Annotated in this window: 18 protein-coding genes; 11 read left to right on the top strand and 7 right to left on the bottom strand. The window is 65.5% G+C overall.

The features are described 5' to 3' along the window. Positions 1-47: 47 nt before the first annotated feature. The 5 genes from K5S26_RS09795 to K5S26_RS09775 all read right to left on the bottom strand — a co-directional run bounded on the left by K5S26_RS09795 (position 48) and on the right by K5S26_RS09775 (position 4,721). Positions 48-1,124 (bottom strand): DNA-methyltransferase, encoded by a 1,077-nt coding sequence (locus tag K5S26_RS09795; protein ID WP_221857811.1) that lies wholly within the window; start codon positions 1,122-1,124, stop codon positions 48-50. 275 nt (positions 1,125-1,399) lie between these two features. Beyond that, entirely contained in the window at positions 1,400-1,900 is a 501-nt protein-coding gene (locus K5S26_RS19305; protein ID WP_372454399.1) for a helix-turn-helix transcriptional regulator, read from the bottom strand. An 867-nt stretch (positions 1,901-2,767) separates the two neighbouring features. Continuing rightward, positions 2,768-3,370: a response regulator transcription factor gene (locus K5S26_RS09785; RefSeq protein WP_221857809.1), complete on the bottom strand. Its 603-nt coding sequence runs from the start codon at positions 3,368-3,370 to the stop codon at positions 2,768-2,770. Next, positions 3,367-4,476: a sensor histidine kinase gene (locus K5S26_RS09780; RefSeq protein WP_221857808.1), complete on the bottom strand. Its 1,110-nt coding sequence runs from the start codon at positions 4,474-4,476 to the stop codon at positions 3,367-3,369. Before K5S26_RS09780 ends, K5S26_RS09785 begins: the two co-directional genes overlap by 4 nt. Continuing rightward, on the bottom strand, positions 4,473-4,721 hold the full coding sequence (locus K5S26_RS09775) for a hypothetical protein (protein ID WP_221857807.1): 249 nt from the start codon (positions 4,719-4,721) through the stop codon (positions 4,473-4,475). Before K5S26_RS09775 ends, K5S26_RS09780 begins: the two co-directional genes overlap by 4 nt. A gap of 170 nt (positions 4,722-4,891) precedes the next feature. Here K5S26_RS09775 and K5S26_RS09770 point away from each other — a divergent pair, with 170 nt between their 5' ends. From K5S26_RS09770 to K5S26_RS09740, 7 genes are all read left to right on the top strand, one after another. Further along, positions 4,892-5,773, top strand: coding sequence for an ABC transporter ATP-binding protein (locus tag K5S26_RS09770; protein ID WP_221857806.1), 882 nt, complete (start codon positions 4,892-4,894; stop codon positions 5,771-5,773). A 97-nt stretch (positions 5,774-5,870) separates the two neighbouring features. After that, the gene (locus K5S26_RS09765) at positions 5,871-6,500 is read left to right on the top strand and encodes an ABC transporter permease (RefSeq protein ID WP_344779216.1); all 630 of its coding nucleotides are present in this window, start codon (positions 5,871-5,873) and stop codon (positions 6,498-6,500) included. Between the two features lie 74 nt (positions 6,501-6,574). Next, entirely contained in the window at positions 6,575-7,378 is an 804-nt protein-coding gene (locus tag K5S26_RS09760; RefSeq protein ID WP_221857804.1) for an HTTM domain-containing protein, read from the top strand. Positions 7,379-7,384: 6 nt separating this feature from the next. Beyond that, entirely contained in the window at positions 7,385-8,272 is an 888-nt protein-coding gene (locus tag K5S26_RS09755; RefSeq protein WP_308122876.1) for an alpha/beta fold hydrolase, read from the top strand. Positions 8,273-8,275: 3 nt separating this feature from the next. Next, a complete protein-coding gene (locus K5S26_RS09750; protein WP_221857802.1) occupies positions 8,276-8,827 on the top strand; it encodes a hypothetical protein in 552 nt (183 codons plus the stop codon). Further along, positions 8,824-9,582 (top strand): class I SAM-dependent methyltransferase, encoded by a 759-nt coding sequence (locus K5S26_RS09745; RefSeq protein ID WP_221857801.1) that lies wholly within the window; start codon positions 8,824-8,826, stop codon positions 9,580-9,582. Before K5S26_RS09750 ends, K5S26_RS09745 begins: the two co-directional genes overlap by 4 nt. A gap of 7 nt (positions 9,583-9,589) precedes the next feature. Then, a complete protein-coding gene (locus tag K5S26_RS09740; protein WP_221857800.1) occupies positions 9,590-10,189 on the top strand; it encodes a response regulator transcription factor in 600 nt (199 codons plus the stop codon). A gap of 72 nt (positions 10,190-10,261) precedes the next feature. On the opposite strand, the gene K5S26_RS09735 is transcribed toward K5S26_RS09740, so the two are convergent. After that, positions 10,262-10,510 carry a hypothetical protein gene (locus K5S26_RS09735; RefSeq protein WP_221857799.1) on the bottom strand — a complete coding sequence of 83 codons (249 nt, stop codon included), beginning with the start codon at positions 10,508-10,510 and terminating at the stop codon, positions 10,262-10,264. A 164-nt stretch (positions 10,511-10,674) separates the two neighbouring features. Here K5S26_RS09735 and K5S26_RS09730 point away from each other — a divergent pair, with 164 nt between their 5' ends. Continuing rightward, the gene (locus K5S26_RS09730) at positions 10,675-11,142 is read left to right on the top strand and encodes a thiol-disulfide oxidoreductase DCC family protein (protein WP_221857798.1); all 468 of its coding nucleotides are present in this window, start codon (positions 10,675-10,677) and stop codon (positions 11,140-11,142) included. On the opposite strand, the gene K5S26_RS09725 is transcribed toward K5S26_RS09730, so the two are convergent. Continuing rightward, entirely contained in the window at positions 11,139-12,023 is an 885-nt protein-coding gene (locus K5S26_RS09725) for a serine hydrolase domain-containing protein (RefSeq protein WP_221857797.1), read from the bottom strand. The two genes, K5S26_RS09730 and K5S26_RS09725, sit on opposite strands and share 4 nt — an antisense overlap. Before the next feature lie 248 nt (positions 12,024-12,271). On the opposite strand from K5S26_RS09725, the gene mobF reads away from it, so the two are divergent. From mobF to K5S26_RS09710, 3 genes are all read left to right on the top strand, one after another. After that, on the top strand, positions 12,272-15,784 hold the full coding sequence (gene mobF, locus K5S26_RS09720; protein WP_246603865.1) for a MobF family relaxase: 3,513 nt from the start codon (positions 12,272-12,274) through the stop codon (positions 15,782-15,784). A 166-nt stretch (positions 15,785-15,950) separates the two neighbouring features. After that, a complete protein-coding gene (locus tag K5S26_RS09715; protein WP_221857795.1) occupies positions 15,951-16,304 on the top strand; it encodes a hypothetical protein in 354 nt (117 codons plus the stop codon). 359 nt (positions 16,305-16,663) lie between these two features. After that, positions 16,664-17,635, top strand: a complete 972-nt coding sequence (locus K5S26_RS09710) for a tyrosine-type recombinase/integrase (RefSeq protein WP_246603864.1) — start codon at positions 16,664-16,666, stop codon at positions 17,633-17,635. Positions 17,636-17,712 lie beyond the last annotated feature (77 nt).

Here is a 17,712-nt window from a genome sequence, read left to right as displayed (position 1 = left end):
ACGACCGTGCGGGATCGCACAGCATGCTCAGTAGGTAGGAGAACGGTTCACCGCTCCAACCGAGAACGGATCAACGGCACATAGCGCGGGTCCTTCTCCACCGCCACGACCTCGAAGCCCGCGCGCATCGCGGCCTCGACCGTTGCCCCGGAGCCCGCGAACGGCTCGAGCACGACACCACCCGCGGGGGTGAGCAACGTGACCAGCCAGCGCATCAGTCCGAGCGGCTTCACCGTCGAATGCGACACACCGAACGCGCGGGGTCGCTCGCTCGCGTCGGGCTTGTGCTCGAACCGGAAGATCGGGAACTTCCGAGACAACGACTCGCCCTGCCACGTCCCCGTTAGCACATCCAGCGCATCCGCCTGCACCGGATCGAAGGCGACGTTCGTCGGCCACCGATCATCAGCGAACCGGGCCCCGTCGATGTTGATCCCGCCGACGCCGTGGGCAAGGACGTTGCGGACCGAGTTGCCTTTCGGAGGTTTGCGGGCGATCACGATCGGCTCGAACGCCGGCCGCAACGCTGTCCCCCATCCCTCCCACCGCTGCGCGTCCTCTGTCACCGGGGTGCCCTTCGAGACGACCGTGCGAGTCGCACCGAGCACGCCGTCGCGGTCATCGGTGTGCACGGTGCGGTCGGCGCGGTGCACACCGTGGAGCTTGTCGATCGCGTGCGAAAGGTCCATGCTCTTCGGCATCCCGGTGGTGTGCAGCCACGCGATCTGGTCACGGATATCGAACCCTGCATTCTCGATGCCGCGCACCATGCGATGCCACGTGCGTGCACCCCCGAACGCTGCAACGTGCGCACCGGGCTTCAACGCGTGCAGTGCTCCTGCAGCCCACGCCGTGCACCACGCCTCGAACACCTCCGGTGCACTCATCGCGCTGGTGTCGACATCGTGCAGTGATTCCCGGAACCCTGTCGCGTCGTCCCACGCGTGCCCGTTGAAGCTCAGCCCGTAGGGCGGGTCGGTCACCAGCGCGTCGATGCTCCCCGCGGGCAGGAGCGGGAGGAGCTCGACGGCATCGCCGAGGTAGACGGTCGCGCGGTCGTGGGTGAACACCGGAACCGGAAGCTCGCTCAGACGGCGACGTTTCGGTGATGACGGATCGGACATGGGGGAGGGCTCCCTGCTGTTCGGGCCCTGTCCGCCCCCGTGTGCGACGAACAGGATCACCCAGCAGGTACGGCCACCCAGCCCGCCGCGCGCCCGTACGAGCCCGCGTGGGAGGCTCCTACCCGGGCGCGATTCCCGCGTCCTTGCCCTCGAGCCGGTCGGCTTCGCGTCGTTGCCTTCCAGCGCCAAACTTCACCCACACACGACCGGCAATCAGCGGTATAAGGATGCCGGACGCCAATTAGTCGGGCGACCCCTCCGGCGTTGCAACTGAGCTATGGGACGCTCTCGTACTCCGTCTCGGGATACATGACGGCAAAGCTTCGGGGGCTCACTCCATAGCGCTTCTTGAAGGCTCTGCTCGCCACGGTCGAGTTTGACCATCCCGCCTGTCGCGCAGCCTCGCTGACTCCGATTCTCGTCGTGCTCAAGAGTTCTGCCATCCGATCCGATCTGACCTGTCGCAGATATGCGGAGGGGGACAATCCCAAATCGGCACGAAAAATCCGCGTGAGCTGTGACGGGGAGATGAGTACCCGTCGGGCAAGCTCGTCCACTGTCCAGGCATGATCTGGATGAAGTTCGAGCTGGCTGCGGGCCAAGACCACCTCTCGCCGTGGTAGTCGTCTGTCACCGTAGCCTGTGAACGCTTCGTTCCCGCTGGCCTGTCCGACGATATCGAAAGCTTCCGACGTCGAGGCCAGTAGTGCGAACTCCTGCCCGCTCAACGGCGACAGGCGAACGGCGTGTAGTAACACAGGTGTTAGCGCGCGCATGGCGTGCGAATGCAGCTGCAGTCTGCCGAGCGATGACATATCATGTGCGCCGCGGCGCAACTGATGCACCAGGGGGTGCCGGCTGGGTAGCCACCTCAACTGGTTGGCAAGATAACCAGGCTCGATATGAACGGTCACGATACGTAATAGCCCGCATGGCTGCAGTCTCGGCACAGTTCCGTTAGGGATGGTCACTACGCTGCCTCGGGTGAGAGACTCCCGCTGCTCCGAGCTGCTTATACTTGCCCATCCTTCGAGCGCAAAGACGATGCGTGTCCACTCGTTAGGCCCATCCGACGAAGGTGCGAGGATGGTTCGCTCATTCAAGAAGAAGGGCCTTTTCGACGTTTCTTCGGGTCTCGATCGTGATTGTGGTTGCCCGGCCTGCGGGTTCTCTTCGTCGACTGGACAATTCCGTACTTGGAGGTCAGTCCGCCGCAGTGCGTTCGAATCCTGTTCATCCCCAGCGTCGATCGGCTTGTGAAGCGTCCTACTGGCGTAAACCGGCTGCGAACTGGACAGGCCTCGGGATACATCACCGGCGCTTGGCATTACGGACGATGCGGAGTAGGGCCTGTGGTGATAGGGCGGCCATCGCGAAACTGAGGGCGCTAATCACGATGACCCGCATCCACGGCTCGGGCGTCGTCGCCTCTGAGCCGATCGCATAGAGCGAGACCATGAATGCGAGCAGCCCGAGGATAGCGACGACAACGTCGAAGCCGGTCTCGATCCGTGTATCGGGCGCCTTCGCCGCGCCATCGTCGGTCGTCTTGCGAGGAGGTCGAGGAAGAGCGCAATGAAGATGAGAGGGACGACCTGGAGCGTGAGTTCGAAGAGATTCATCGTGTTGCCTTCTCGTCGTGGTCAGAGCCAGTCGTGTTCGCGGGCGTATCTGGCGGCGTCGTGCCTCGTGGTTGTCTGGGTCTTCTGCATCGCGTGCGAGAGGTAGTTGCGGACGGTGCCTTCGGTGAGATGGAGCTTCGATGCGATCGCGGCGACGGAATATCCCTCGCTGGTGATACGAAGGACGTCGATCTCGCGTTCGGTGAGGGGGCAGTCGTCGATAACGGCGAGGATAGAGATGTCGGGATCGATCCACCGCTGACCGCTGTGCAGGGTCTGGATGACGGAGGCGATGTGCGAGGGCTCTGCGGCTTTGCTGACGAAGCCCCTTACTCCCAGGGTCAGCGCTGTGCGGAGGACGCCGGGGCGGGCGTGGCGCGTGAGCATGAGGATGGCCTGTTCGGGGCGGACCTCGCGGACGTGCTCGATCACGCTGAGCCCGTCGAGGCCAGGCATCTCTAGATCGAGGACGAGCACGTCGGGGTGGTGTTCAAGGGTCGCGGCGACGGCTTCGTGTCCGTCAGCGGCTTCGGCGACGACAGTGATCCCAGCCTCCAGCGGGAGGATCGCGGCAAGGGCTTTGCGTAGCAAGGTCTCATCGTCGGCGAGCACGATCGAGGTCATGGGTGTTCCTGGTGATTTGGGAGGTCGAAGGTCACGGCTGTGACGAACTGGTTGGCGGTCTTGACCACTTCGAGCGCGCCACCGGCTCCGGTGATCCGCTGGTCCAGTACCGCGAGCCCGTGGAGGTCAGGAAGAGGGCCCGTCGGGATACCGTCGTTGCTGATGCTGATGCCGTTCGGGGCGACGATGATCGCGACGTGTGTTGCCTGTGCGTGCCGAAGGATGTTGGTTGTCGCCTCGCGGAGCACCAGGCTGACGTACTCATCGATGGCGGCGGCGGGGTCTCCGTCGCTGGTGACGCGCACGTTGATGCCGGCCGCTTCGAAGAGGTTCTTCGCGTTCTCCAGTTCCCCAGCGACGGTGATCTTCTGCTGCCCGTACGCGATCGACCGGGTTTGGACAATGGTCTCGGCGATCAGATCCTGAACCTGGCGAAGCTCGTCCTCGGCGGAAGCCGGGTCGGTGCGCAGCAGCCGCTCGGCGAGGGCGGCTTTGAGCTTGACGACATGGAGCGTATGACCCTGGATATCGTGGAGATCTGCGGCGAAACGGAAGCGCTCCTTGACCAGCGCCAGTTCTGTTTCAGCGCGGCGCGTCGAGTCCAGCTCGGCAAAGAGCTGCCACGCCGTGTGGTTCACCCAGAACACGGCGACAAAGACGACCGTCACGATCGGGGCGACCAGCAGGTACCCGGGGGCTTGCTCCGGATACCGGATCAGCACCAGCAAGCCGGTCGCGAGGACGATCGAGACGAGCACAGCGGCCGCCACACCTTTTTTCCGGGATAGCTTGGAGACGGTGACAGCTCCGGTGACGGAGATACCGAACGCGGCGGCCGGACTGATCGCAAGCGTCGCTGCCACAGCCCAGGTCGCTTCACCAAGGACGAGGGCGCCGGCGATAGCCAGGGGCGGCGCGGGGGTGTGCCATCGTGTCGCCGTCCACAGGGCGGCGATCATGCTCGGTGCCAGGACAATCACGTGCCACCACGGCGTTGATGCGATGACCAGCGCCCCCCCGGCGTAGATGCCCAGCACGACGATGAAGGTCAGCGTCGCTGTGACCCGCATCCGCCGTAGCGGGGCTGCCTCCGTCCCCTGACTCATGCCGTGGGGCTGCGCCGCTCGATGGCACGGTGGATCGCGGCGACAGCGAGCGGTGCGACGACCAAGGTGGCGACGACCGCGAAGATCAGCCACCCTGCCGCGGCACTTCCCAGCGGCGGCAGCCACCCGGTCACCCATGCCGGGAGGATGGTCTGGTCAATGGGCATGTACTCCAGCGCACAGATCACACCGAGGATGCCCGCGGCGATGATCACCGCGATGAACAGGTACTGGACAGCTCTCATCGCTCCGGAGTTCCTCTCATTCGTCCTCAGACATGCGTACGTTCATGTTCTCTCGCCCACCCGTGCCTCGACAGTGACGTAGCGTCACAGGATCGGGCTGCTCGCGTCACTCCAAAGGGGTGACGCGGCGGCACTGCCACTGTCGCGCTGTTCTAGATGGGATGAGTGGCATGGCAGAAGAACCGATCATCGAGGTGACGGACCTGACCGTCGACTACGGCGACTATCAGGCCGTCAGGGGCGTGTCGTTCGCCGTCAACCGTGGAGAGCTCTACGCTCTGCTGGGGACAAACGGGGCAGGGAAGACCTCCACGTTGGAAACGGTCGAGGGTCATCGGAGCGCCACCGGCGGGCGGGCGCGCGTGTTCGGACACAACCCGCTGGACCGCAAGACCGTGCGTCCCCGCACGGGCATCATGCTCCAGGAAAGCGGCTTCGCCCCGGATCTGACCGTGCGAGAGACGGTCACCCTCATCGGAAAGCTCAGCGGTCGCAGGGACGATGTCGATCGCGTGCTCGCCGTCGCGAATCTCACTGACAAGCGGTCCACCAAGGTTGCTCAGCTCTCCGGTGGGGAGAAGCGACGGCTCGACTTCGCAACGGCCATCTTCGGTAGCCCCGATCTGGTGTTCCTCGACGAGCCCACCACCGGTCTTGATATCCAGGCGCGAGACGCGTTGTGGGCGGCGGTCGACGAACTCCGTAACGGTGGCACCACGATCGTGCTCACCACCCACTACCTCGAAGAAGCGCAGCAGCGTGCCGATCGAATCGCTCTCATGCACCAGGGACTGATCCGGTTGGAGGGCACGGTCACCGAACTCACTGCGGCGTTGCCCGCGACGATTCGTCTTACCCGCCCCGACCGTCCCTTGCCTGCCTCGGTGCACGGCCGGGTCGACGAGCACGGCGTCTTACTCATCGAGACGCAGAGCCTGCAACGGGATCTCCTGACGCTGCTGCGGTGGGCCGAAGAGCAGGACGTCGAACTGACCGACCTGTCCGCTGGCCCGACCAGCCTGGACGACGTCTTCCGAACCCTCAGCCGCTGACGACGAAAGGACATTCTCGATGCGCGCTATCGCTCTCAGCGAGCTCACTCAGCTCTTCCGCAATCGCCTCGTCGCCGTGACCTCAATCCTCGTACCGGTGCTGTTCGCCGGCGTGCTGATCGCCACGCAGGACAACTTCGGCGGCTCCGCCATCGTGGCAGCGCTCATCAGCATGACGGTCGCCGCGATGGGCACTTACATCACCATCACCACCACCCTCGCCTCACGCCGCCAGAACCTCTTCCTCAAACGACTCCGGTCCACTGCCGTGAGCGACTCGGCGATCATCACGGGCTTGATCGCGCCGCTGGTCGTGATCAACATCGTCCAGATCGCGATCATCCTGGTCTTCCTCGCGATCGTCGGCGACGTGCCCCAGAACGCACCAGTGGTGGCTCTCGCCATCGTGCTGCTCGAGGCGATGTTCCTCGGGTTCGCCCTCGCTACCTCCGGGCTGACCAACTCCCCGGATCACGCGCAGGTGACCACGCTCCCGGTCTTCTTCAGCGCCTTTGGCGCCGCCATCTGGATCGCATTCACCGGCAGCGAGGAGCTCGCTTTCGTCAAGCGACTCATCCCGGGAGGCGCCGCCACCGAACTCGCCATCGAGGCATGGAACGGCATTGACCCGGTGGACATCGTGCCGCTGGTCCTACCCACGTTGGCCTGGGTGTTCGTGGCGTTCGTGGTAGCCAGCCAGCTCTTCCGTTGGGAACCACGGCGATGACTCGCGGGCCGAGGACACCGCCCGACCGAGCGACCCCGCCCAGGGTCAGCCGGTCCGCTATCACGGATCAGCGCATGATCACGGCGGCGCGAATCACGGCGTTCGGTGCGCTTGTCGGCTCGTTGGAAGAACTGTCGCGTCCGGACGATATGCACGACCGTGGCCTGTTCTCATGGCCCGTCCGTCGGACAGGACTCCGTGTCCTCAGCAACAGGAAGCTCACCCCGATACTTCGGAACTTCGAGCACCCGCGTTACCAGAAGATCGTCGGCCTTCGAACCCTCGCTGCCACCGCCGTCCTGCTGCTGCCCGGGACGTCGAGAGCACGCAAGGCCGCGCTGTTCGGGCTCAGTGGACTGATGGTCGCCAAGAGCTACCGCTCGACCTACGGCTCCGATGGCTCGGACCAGATGTCGTTCATCACGACCACGCTCGCCAGCGCAGCGTCGCTACCGACGCTCAGCCCGACGCAACGCGGCATGTTCTCCGGGTTTCTCGCGTTTCAGAGCACCCTTTCGTACTTTGCCGCAGGCGTCGCAAAGCTGCGTTCTCCCGCGTGGCGCGACGGATCGGCTGTCACCGGGATCTTCCGCACCAAGACCTATGGCGATGAAGGCCTCTATAAGTTCATCCGCAACCGGCCGTGGGCGGCGAAGGGCCTCGCCTGGGCCGTGATCATCGCTGAGACAGCCTTCCCCGTCGTGCTGATCCTGCCTCCGGTACCCCGACGCGCGCTGCTCGGGCTGGCTGCGATCTTCCATGTCGGCAACGCGCGATACATGGGACTCAATCGCTTCTTCTGGGCCTTCCTCGGCACCTACCCCGTCGTGGACGAGCGTGCCGATGCGCTCCAGCGGCTGATTCGGAAGAAGAGGTAAGGCACCATGCCGTCTTGGTCCACTGGTCTGCACCGCAGCCCGACAGAGAGCGGCTTGCCGCCCGCACCTGGGTTGTTCCTCACGGTCGACGGCGACCGGGTGCACGCAATGCTCGATGGCTCGGCTGACGCGGATTTCGCCGTCGTCTTTGAGTCCGCACTTGGTTGCCCGTGCACGGAGTGGGCCCACGTGCAACGGGAACTGGCCGCCGAGGGGATCCGCTCCGTCGCGTACGACCGGCCCGGCATCGGCTGGTCCCCCGAGACGCCTCAGCCCTCTCACTCCCGCGAACATGCTGACCGCCTCTTCTCATTAGTCCGGCAGCTCACGCCGCAGAATGTGGTGCTCGTCGGGCACTCGGTCGGGGGGCTTCTTTCCCTCTTGTTCTGGCAGGCGCACCCCGAGAGGGTCGCCGCCCTGCTGTTGGTCGACTCCTCCCACCCCGAACAGCACGTCCGCTCTTCTCGGCAACGGGAAGGTCTTCGCGGGCTGCGACAGCAGCTCCACCGTGCTCGGCGTCGACGCCCACCGGTTCCGTTCGACGGAGATGTCGTCCATCTGCCCACGCCCCTCGGACGACTCACCCACAGCGCAGCGACAAGCCACACCGGGACGCGTGCGACCCTCCGCGAGTTCGAGGCCTGGCAGGCGCTATGGGCTCCCGATGCTGCATACGTCGTGAGCCTCGAAGACCTGCCGCTCACGGTCATCACCGCAGGAGACGTCGTACACCGCGATCCTGCCCATGGGGTGCTCCAACGCGAACTCGCCGCCCTCAGCCGCAGCGCTCGTCACGTGGTCATCGATGACGCGACGCACCAAGGCCTCGTGATGCGGCCGGAGCATGCAGCGCGCGTCGCCTCAGAGATCATCAATCTCGTCCGAAAGGGGTAACTCATGCCGTTGCCGACCTTGCTCCGCCGTCAGACGGGGAGCGCGTTGGTCGCTATCCCGCTCACCCTGTGGGGCCTTGCCACGATCGTCACCCAGCTCGGGCGCGGAGGAAAGATCATCCGATCCTGCGACCCCACCGGATTGATCGTTCCCGACTGGCGTTTCTTCGCCCCGTTCCCCGCTGAACACGAATACCACCTGCTGTACCGCGACGAACTCGCGGACGGGACGACAACGCCCTGGCAGGAAGTGAACTTCGGGCAGCACCGACGGTTGATCCACCTCGTGTGGGCACCGCACCGCCGCATGGAGAAGGGACTGTTCGATGCCACCAGCGAGTTGCTCCGCGTCACCGACTCCACGGACGACATGCGAATCATTCGGCTCAGCACCTCCTACCTCGCCCTGCTCAACGTGGTGACGCATCATGTCGATCACCCCTCGCAGGCGCGTCGGACGCAATTCCTTGTGATCCGCGCCGCCGAGTACGAGCCGAGCCTGATCCCCGATCCGATGTTCATGTCTGAGCTGCACCGCCTGGAGAACGTGCGATGAAAGATGCCACGGCCGCCGACGGCGTGTACGGCGACGACCTCGCCGACGTGTATGACCTCATGTATGCCGGCCGCCCCGACGTACTCCACCTGCCTGCGTTCTGCAGAGCGCTGCGCCCCGAGACGCCGAGCATCCTTGAGTTCGGGATCGGCAGTGGCCGCCTTGCGATCCCGCTCGCAAAGGCCGGCTTTCAGGTCACCGGCATTGAAGCATCCGGCACCATGATTGCGATGCTGCACGAGCGCGCCCGCGGCCTGACAATCACTGCATTGCAGGGCGACTTCCAGCAGCCGGTGGCAACTGGAGAGTTCGACCTGGTGCTCATCGCCACCAACACGCTGTTCATGGTCGACTCACTCGAAGGACAGCGGCAGACCCTCGCGCGCGCATCCGAGCGACTTGCATCGGGCGGCCATCTCATCGTCGAAACGTACGACCCTCACGTGTACCTGGACAGACCATCGCCCTTCTCCGTCACTCTCCCTCTGGCGCCATCAACTCTGCTGACCGACACGGTAATCGTCGACCGAGCCGCCCAGAAGGTCACCCAAGTGCACGCCATCTGCAGACCAGGCACCATCGACACCATCGTGGAGCACAGCTACTGGCTCACCACGCGCGAGCTCGATCTGCTCGCCGAAAGCGTGGGGCTGAAGCGCACCGAGCGGTACAGCGATTTCGAACGCCACCCGATTACTCCCGATGCGGGAAACATCGTCTCCGTGTACGCGGCCCGCAGCGGACCGGATCGGTGAATCGGCGATGCACCGCGTTGCCATCGTCGGCGCGTGGCCCAGCGACGAGAACTTTGCCCCTCCTCTCCAACAGCTCGTTGGAGGCAGCGTCCGCCTGAGCTTCCGCAACTCGGGCGAACGCCTGCACGCCGACGTCTTGCTCATGAACGAAGAGGAGTTCGCCCGATACTCCACGGACGACAGCGAACGACGCACACCTGTCATCGTGGCCACCCGGGAACCGCGCGTATGCACCAACATGCTCGATCGGGGCGCGAGCGCCGTCATTGCGCTCCCGATTGACACGGCCGAGTTGATCAGCGCCATCTACGCGCTGATCGCCCCGGGACGCTACCTTTCGCGGCGGGTGATAGCCGCGCTGCTTGCCCAATCTGACTCTGACAGGCAGGCGACGCACGTACTCTCTGAGCGAGAGGTTGACGTCCTCACCCACCTTGCTGCCGGCCTGTCAGACGCTCAGATCGCGGATTCTCTTTTCTTGTCGCCAGCGACGGTACATACGCACATCCTGAACCTGCGGCACAAGCTCGGGGCCCGCAATCGCACCCACGCGGTCGTGCTCGCCATTGAGCACGGAATCATCGCGCCGTTCTCCCCGCACACGTGACCATACAAGAGCCGGGCACCCCCTCACATGTACTGTGCCGGGGTGCCCGGCCCCTTGTGGACGAGCGGTCGATCAGGCGCTCATGACGTCCGCGCGAGCCGCCAGCATCTCGTCGACCGACGCATCGGCGTCCATGTCGGCCATCACGTCGACGCGCTTGGCGTCGTGGTAGCCGAACAGCGACGTGATCGAGGTGGCCGAGGTGGTGGCCGTCGTCACGGTGGTGATGATCGTCGCGAGCACCGGCTCACTCGCGCCATACACGCGGCCGGGTTCGACGAGGTTCGCCTCATCGGCAAACTGGGTAATCAGGTTCTGCATCGTTCTCTCCTTGCTCGAAGTGTGGGAATGGACCGCCAACTCATCGGACCGAGCGTCCGACAGGGCCAGGCTACGAAGCGCCCGGCGGCCTGGGATCCACAGAAATATGGATCCAGTGAACCGGCACCTCGCGTAACTTCGAGGGAAGTTCGAGAGCGTTGTGGATGAAACGAGCAGGTGTGAAAGACGTCAGGGTGGACCTCATCTTCGATGGCCAGTGCGGGTTCTGTACCCGCTCCGTCAACTGGATCAAGCGCCTTGACCGGCACTCACGCGTGCATCTGCACCCCTCCCAGCGCCGCCACGTCCGAGACCGGTTCGGTCTCACGGAAGACGAGAGTCGGCTCGCAGCCTGGGCTTTCATCGCCGGCCAACGGAGTGCGGGGGCGGGGGCCATCAACCTCGCCCTCGATGCGGCACTCGGTACGCGCGTCTTCTCGGCGCTGCACGGCCTGCCGGGGATGCATTGGGCGCAGGAGTACGCATACCGCTGGGTCTCGGAGCATCGCTATCTTCTGCGAGGCGTCGCCCCTTGGTGCAGTCAGCATCCGGATGACTGCGAACTCGCGGTGGAAGGAGCGACATGCTCGCTACCGAACGCGAACGGAGGTGCTTCCCGCTGCGCCGATTAGCGGTAGTTGTCGAACATCAGGTTTTCTAGCAGCGCCTTCGTTGCGTTCGGTCCGCGAAGCATCGCGTGTGCGACGCCGAAGCGCTCCGCCTCAGGAGCGATGATGACGCATACCCCGGTATCTCGCGCTTGCCCTGTGTGGTAGTAGACGGCGTTACGCAGCATGAACCATCCGCTACGGTGCCCCCGCCGCATGCACCTTTCTGCGTAACCGGCGAGATCCTCGAATGATGACCAAAGCCCTCCTGCCGCTCGATAGACCCCGTCCGATATCGACCACGGCTCCCTACGGAAGCCGAGAAGTCGTGGCAAGGCACGACGATTAGCGTCCGGCGCGACCGTGACGGATGGGAACTGCTCCGTCGGTAGCACCCACTCGCGGACGAGATCGAACCACTGCTTCCCTGTGGCGGCCTCCATGGCCGCGCCGAGAATCGCGTAGCCCAAATTTGAGTAGCGGTACTCTCCGAGCCGGCTCTGAGAAGACGCCACTGCCCCGGCGCGGTCGGCGAGGAACTCCACATTTTCAGCTCCCCGACACGGGTCACCGAAAACTCCGTTCTCGGCGCCCGGATGCATCACAGGAAGCCCGGCCCGATGCGAACTCAAGTCCCTCAGCGTGGCGCCGCTCAGATCGAGGTACGGAAGAAGTTCCGATACCAGTGTGGCTGGATCGACTATGCGGGCCCGTTCCAGTTCTACGAGAAGGCGCGCAGTCACTGTCTTCGTGAGAGAAGACCACTCGAGCAACCTCCCGTCATCGTAGAAGCGATCGTCGCGCCAATCCGAACGCTCTCCGTCGATCACGACGATGCCGCGAGAGCGCCTCAGCTCTGCGGGTGGTCTCGATCCGTTCCCCACGAGCAGGAACCTACCGACCACGAAACTCTCATGTCATCCACCGTCTTATGGATCCACCACGCAGCTACGGTGTGCAAGGAGCCCGCCGAATCACCGGGTCATCCGAAGCAAGGCGAGCGCTGCGAGCGCGTACTCGTCACCTGTATCGCAGGGTAGGTCTCGGCACCTACAGGATCGCGACACCCCCGCTGTTCAGCAAGGGTCGGGTGGAGTGTGGAAGTCACGAGCGCGAAGAGCACCTCTCTCATGTGACAGTGTCGATCAGGGTGATGACGGCCGGTGACGGGTTCCGGTACCTGTTGAACTCGGTTGCGGCCGGCGATGGTGATCGGGATGCGGAGTCGGCGCTGACCCGGTACTACGCCGAGGCAGGAACGCCGCCGGGCTCCTGGAACGGTACAGGCCTGGTCGGACTCGCCGGTGACATCTCCATGGGGCGTCCGGTCAGTGTGGAGCAGCTGCGGCGGTTGATGTCCCTTGGGGAGGACCCGAGCACCGGTGAGCAGCTCGGCCGCCCGTACCGGACCTTCGCTTCCGCGGCGGACCGGGTGAAGCGTCGCCTCGACGCTCTCCGGGACGACATGCCAGTGGATGAGCGGGCCACGCAGGTGGCGTCGATCGAGGCGGAGGAGGCATCGAAGCCGACAGGGGCGCCGGTGGCGGGGTTCGATCTGACGTTCTCAGTGCCAAAGTCGGTATCGACGCTCTGGGCCATTAGCGACGGCGGCGCGCAAGCTCTCATCGCGCAAGCGCATCATGCTGCGCTCCAGGACGTCCTCGCCCTGCTGGAGCGGGAAGTGGCCGCCACGCGTGTCGGTGCGAAGGGCCCCCGTGGTGCGGTCGCGCAGGTGCCGGTGCGGGGCGTGGTGGCCGCGTCGTATGACCATTACGATTCTCGGTCCTCGGACCCTCAACTGCATACCCATGTCGTGGTCGCCAACCGGGTGCAGGCTGCCCGGGACGGGAAGTGGCGCACTCTGGATTCACGGGCCTTGCACTCCGCGGTGACGGGCTTGTCTGAGCACTACAACGCGGTCCTCGCCGATCACCTCACCCTGATGCTCGGCATCGGCTGGGAAGCACGCGAGCGGGGGCCGGGCCGGTCGACGGCGTGGGAGATCACCGGGGTGCCGCAGGAGCTGATGGATGAGTTCTCCTCCCGCACCCGCGATATTGAGCAGGCCAAGGACCGCCTGGTCGCGGAGTACGTCGAGAAGCATGGGCGCCAGCCGTCGCCGAAGCTGTTGTGGCAGTTCCGTCAGCAGGCCACGCTGGAGACCAGGCCCCCGAAGCAGCGGCACTCGTTGAGCGAGTTGACCGCGCAGTGGCGCGACCGCGCGACTCGACTACTGGGCGTGGATGCACCGACGTGGGCGACTGCCCTGGTCGCCAGAGCTGAGGCGGACCCGCTGCTGCGGGCCGACGACATCCCGCTCGAGGAGCTGCAGAGGGTTGCGGAGGTCGTCGTCGCACGGGTGGGTGATCGGCGGGCAACGTGGAAGCGCTGGAATTTACACGCCGAAGCAGTCCGCCAGACCATGGGCATCCGCTTCGCCACGGCCACCGACCGTGACGTCATCACGAAGCAGATCGTCGACGCGGCCGAGGCGGCGTCATTGCGGCTGACACCGCCAGAGCTCGCGTCCAGCCCTCCGGTGTTCCAGCGTGCCGATGGGTGGAGCGTGTTCTGCCCGAAAGACGCGACGGTGTACTCCTCCGAGCGGGTCCTCGCCGCCGAAGACCGCCTCCTCGACGCCGCCCAGCATCGGGAAGCACCGACCGTGCCGTTGACCTGGATCGAGCACGCCGCGCGCACGAAGAACCGCGACGGGCACACGCTGTCGGCGGATCAGAAGCAGGCGATCTCGAAGATCGGTGTCTCCGGCCGCACTCTCGACGTGCTCGTCGGACCGGCTGGCACCGGGAAGACCACCACGATGCTGGCGTTACGACGCGCATGGGAGACCCGCCACGGCAAGGACTCCGTGGTGGGGCTTGCCCCGTCGGCGGCGGCAGCGGTGGTCCTGGGTGAAGAGCTCGACGTGCAGACGGAGAACACGGCGAAGTGGTTGTACGAGCACGACCGGGGCCGATGGGATCTGCGCGCCGGGCAACTCGTGATCATCGATGAGGCTTCGCTGGCCGGCACCTTCGCGCTGGACCGCATCACCGCGCACGCTGCTCAGGTCGGGGCGAAGGCGCTGCTGGTTGGCGATCACGCTCAGCTGCAGGCGGTGGACGCGGGCGGAGCGTTCGGGATGCTCGTCCGAGATCGAGATGACGCACCGGAGCTCTTCGATGTGCGCAGGTTCCGCCACGACTGGGAGAAGCATGCCTCGCTCCAGCTGCGTCTGGGTGACGCCGCCGTGATCGACACGTATATGGACCATGGGCGAGTCGCGGGCGGCGATCGTGACCAGATGCTCGACGCCGCCTACCAGGCATGGATGCGGGATCAGACGGCCGGGAAGGTGTCAGTGCTGATCGCAGAGACCATCGAGACGGTCGCCGACCTCAACGAACGGGCACGATCGGACCTGATCCTCGCGGGGGTCGTTATCGACGGAGGAGTGCGCCTGCACGACGGCACCCGGGCATCCGCCGGTGATGTCGTGATCACCAGACAGAACGACCGCCGCCTCGCCCTCGGCCGCGGATGGGTGAAGAACAACGACCGGTGGCACGTCACAGGCGCGCACGAGGACGGGTCGCTCACCGTCCGGCGTGAGAAGTCTCGCTGGCGCAGCACGATCACCCTGCCCGCTGCCTACGTCGCCGAGCACGTCGATCTTGGCTACGCGATCACGGCGCACCGGGCGCAAGGCGCGACCGTCGACACCGCTCACGCGGTCGTCGCCAGCCCCGAGATGACCCGCGAGGCGCTCTACGTCGCGATGACCCGAGGGCGCGAAGCGAACACGGCATACGTCGTGACCGACCAGCACCACCTCGAACAGCACCAGCACCGCGACGACCTGCAGCACGGCGCCCGCTCCATCCTGTACGGGATCCTCCAGCACACCGGCGCCGAACTGTCCGCCCGCGAGACAATCACCGCGGAGCAGGACGAACGGACATCGATCCGACAGCTCGCCGCCGAATACGAGACCATCGCACAATCCGCGCAACACGACCGATGGCTCGGACTCCTCCGCGCAGGCGGACTCGACGAGACCACCATCGATGAGCTCGTCACCACCGACACGTACGGCATCCTCAGCACCGAACTGCGCCGCCTCGACGCCGAAGGGCACGATGTCGACGCCCTGTTGCCCCGAGTCGTCTCGGCCGGAAACCTGGAGGACATCGACGACCTCGGCTCGCTTCTGCGATACCGGATGCAGAGAGTCGCAACCCGGTTCACTCCGACGATTCGGCGTCGCCAGCTCATCGCCGGCATCATCCCTAAAGCAAGCGGAGACATGGAACCCGAGATGGCACGAGCACTCGCCGAGCGCGAGCAGCTCATCACGCAACGTGCGGTCGCGCTCGCTCGCCGGGCCGCGGGGGAGAGCGGCTCCTGGGCGACGCTCACACTTCCGTCCAGCGTCCGCCCACTGTCGGATGACGTCCTCCAGCAGTTGACGGTCGCCGCCGCCTACCGCGACCGGTACGCGGTCACCGGCCAAGACCCACTCGGCCCCGTCCCGGACGCCGACGCGCAACGCGTGGACTACGAACGCGCCCGCACTGCACTCGTAGTTCTACGCAACGCGCGAGACGCACAGCCCGACACTGTACAGCAGTCCCTACACCGGGGTGTCTCCCGGGACGCCCGCTGACGGTCTGCGTTCCCTTCCGCTCGACGGCCGACGAGCGTAACCTGGGCGCAGCGGCAGGACAATCGTTGGCCGACCCCGTTCCGGCGGGCGACGCAGACCCCTCGGGGACCTCAAAGCTCAGGACCACGCCGCACCAACCGTGTTGGCCTGACAGCGAGGACCCCTGATGCTCATCCGCCCCCTCTGGACCCTCAGCGTCCGCGACCGCGCCCTCCTGCGCCGATGGATGCCCACCAACATCCTGCTCGACAGCCTCCGGACTCGACGCGGCCTCAAGTGGGGAGTCCCCGCGATGGGACTCGGCCTCGTCTACCTGCTCATCGCCGCGGGAAGCATCACGCTTATCGACGGAGGCTGGTCGCAGGGGCTCTACATCGTCTTCGCCTTGTGCCTGTGGAACGCGCTGAAGTTCCTTCTCTTCGGCCTGATCAGCCTGCCGCTTCTCGCAAGGGCACGCGTCCGCGAACACCGTGCGAAGCGTGATCTTCAGCGCTCTTCCGCGGATGCAGTGGCCGCGTAGCTCGAGCGGAGCATCGAGTGCATGAGTCGCGAGCGTCGATGATCGGCAGACTGGAGGGATGCCCTCTCAACAGCGCAGTCGCTGCCACAGCTTCGTAGCCCCGCCGAACCTGACCCGCGTTCTCGCCGAAACGGGGGCGCGGAGGCTTCGTGGCTAGACCTCGCACCCCGATCGGCACGTACGGCACCATCTCCATCCGCCGCCAGCCCAGCGGCCGGTACGCGGCGCGCACCCGCTACCGCGACTGGGACGGAAAGAGCCGAGAGGTCCAATGCACCGCCGCCACGAGGCCAGCGGCGGAGCGTGAGCTGAAGAAGAAGCTCGCCGAGCGTTCGCTGTTCCACCCCGGGTTCACCGGGATGAGCGCCGACAGCGCGTTCACCGCCTTGGTCGACTACTGGCTGGAGGACATGGAACTCGAAGACCGGCTCTCCCGCACGACCCGGCAACTGTACGAGCGGAACATGCGCACGCTCGTGCTGCCGTTCTTCCAGGACGTCACCCTCCGGGAGATCGGAGTGGCCCGCTGCGACTACTTCCTCAAACAACTCGCGAAGCAGAGCTATAACCGTGCCCGCCAAGCCCGCGTCGTTCTCCGTCTCGCCCTCGGACTCGCCGTCCGGCACGAGATCCTCCCGCGCAATCCCATGGACCACGTCTCGCGCCTGCGCAGACCGACGCGCAGCCCCGACGTGTTCACCTGGAACGAGATCACAGACATCCGCGCCGCGATCCGCGACTGGGAGAAGCGGCCCATCCTCGCCGGTCCTCGTCCCGATGGACAGCTCGGTCAGATCGTCGAGGTCATGCTCGGCACATCCGCCCGCATCGGCGAAGTCCTAGCGATTCGCGTTGCCGACCTCGACCTTGACGCGGCCGTGCCGATGGTCCGCATCGCAGGGACGATCATCAGCCGCAAGGGCGAGCCCACACATCGACAGGACCATCCGAAAACCGCGCGGTCGGTGCGTCGCGTCGCGCTTCCCGGATTCGCGTTGCGTGCCGTCCGCGCCCGAGTCCGCAGCCTTCGATTCGTCGGCCCGGAGACGTTGCTGTTCGCCACCCGTGTCGGGACACCACACACGACGAACAACGTCCGCCGCCAGCTCCGCGACGTCATGGACCAAGCCGACATCGAAGACGTCACACCGCACCGGTTCCGCCGCACCGCCGTCACCGCCATCAACGACATCGGGGGACTCCAGCTCGCCTCTGAGCTCCTCGGTCACAGCGACCCCGCAATCACCCGCGAGCACTACATCCGCCGCAACGAGACTGTGAACCCCGCCACCGCCGACTTCCTCGAGCAAGCCTTTGGGAGAGCGAGCTGACGGGCCCGCCGTGGTGCGGCTGCCTACAGTGAGGAAGAACAGCTGGCCGTCACTGGGAGGGACGCCATTGCTGCGCG

Source organism: Microbacterium marinilacus (assembly GCF_019753765.1).
Classification (GTDB): Bacteria; Actinomycetota; Actinomycetes; order Actinomycetales; family Microbacteriaceae; genus Microbacterium; species Microbacterium marinilacus.
This window is presented reverse-complemented; position numbering and strand designations above follow the sequence as displayed.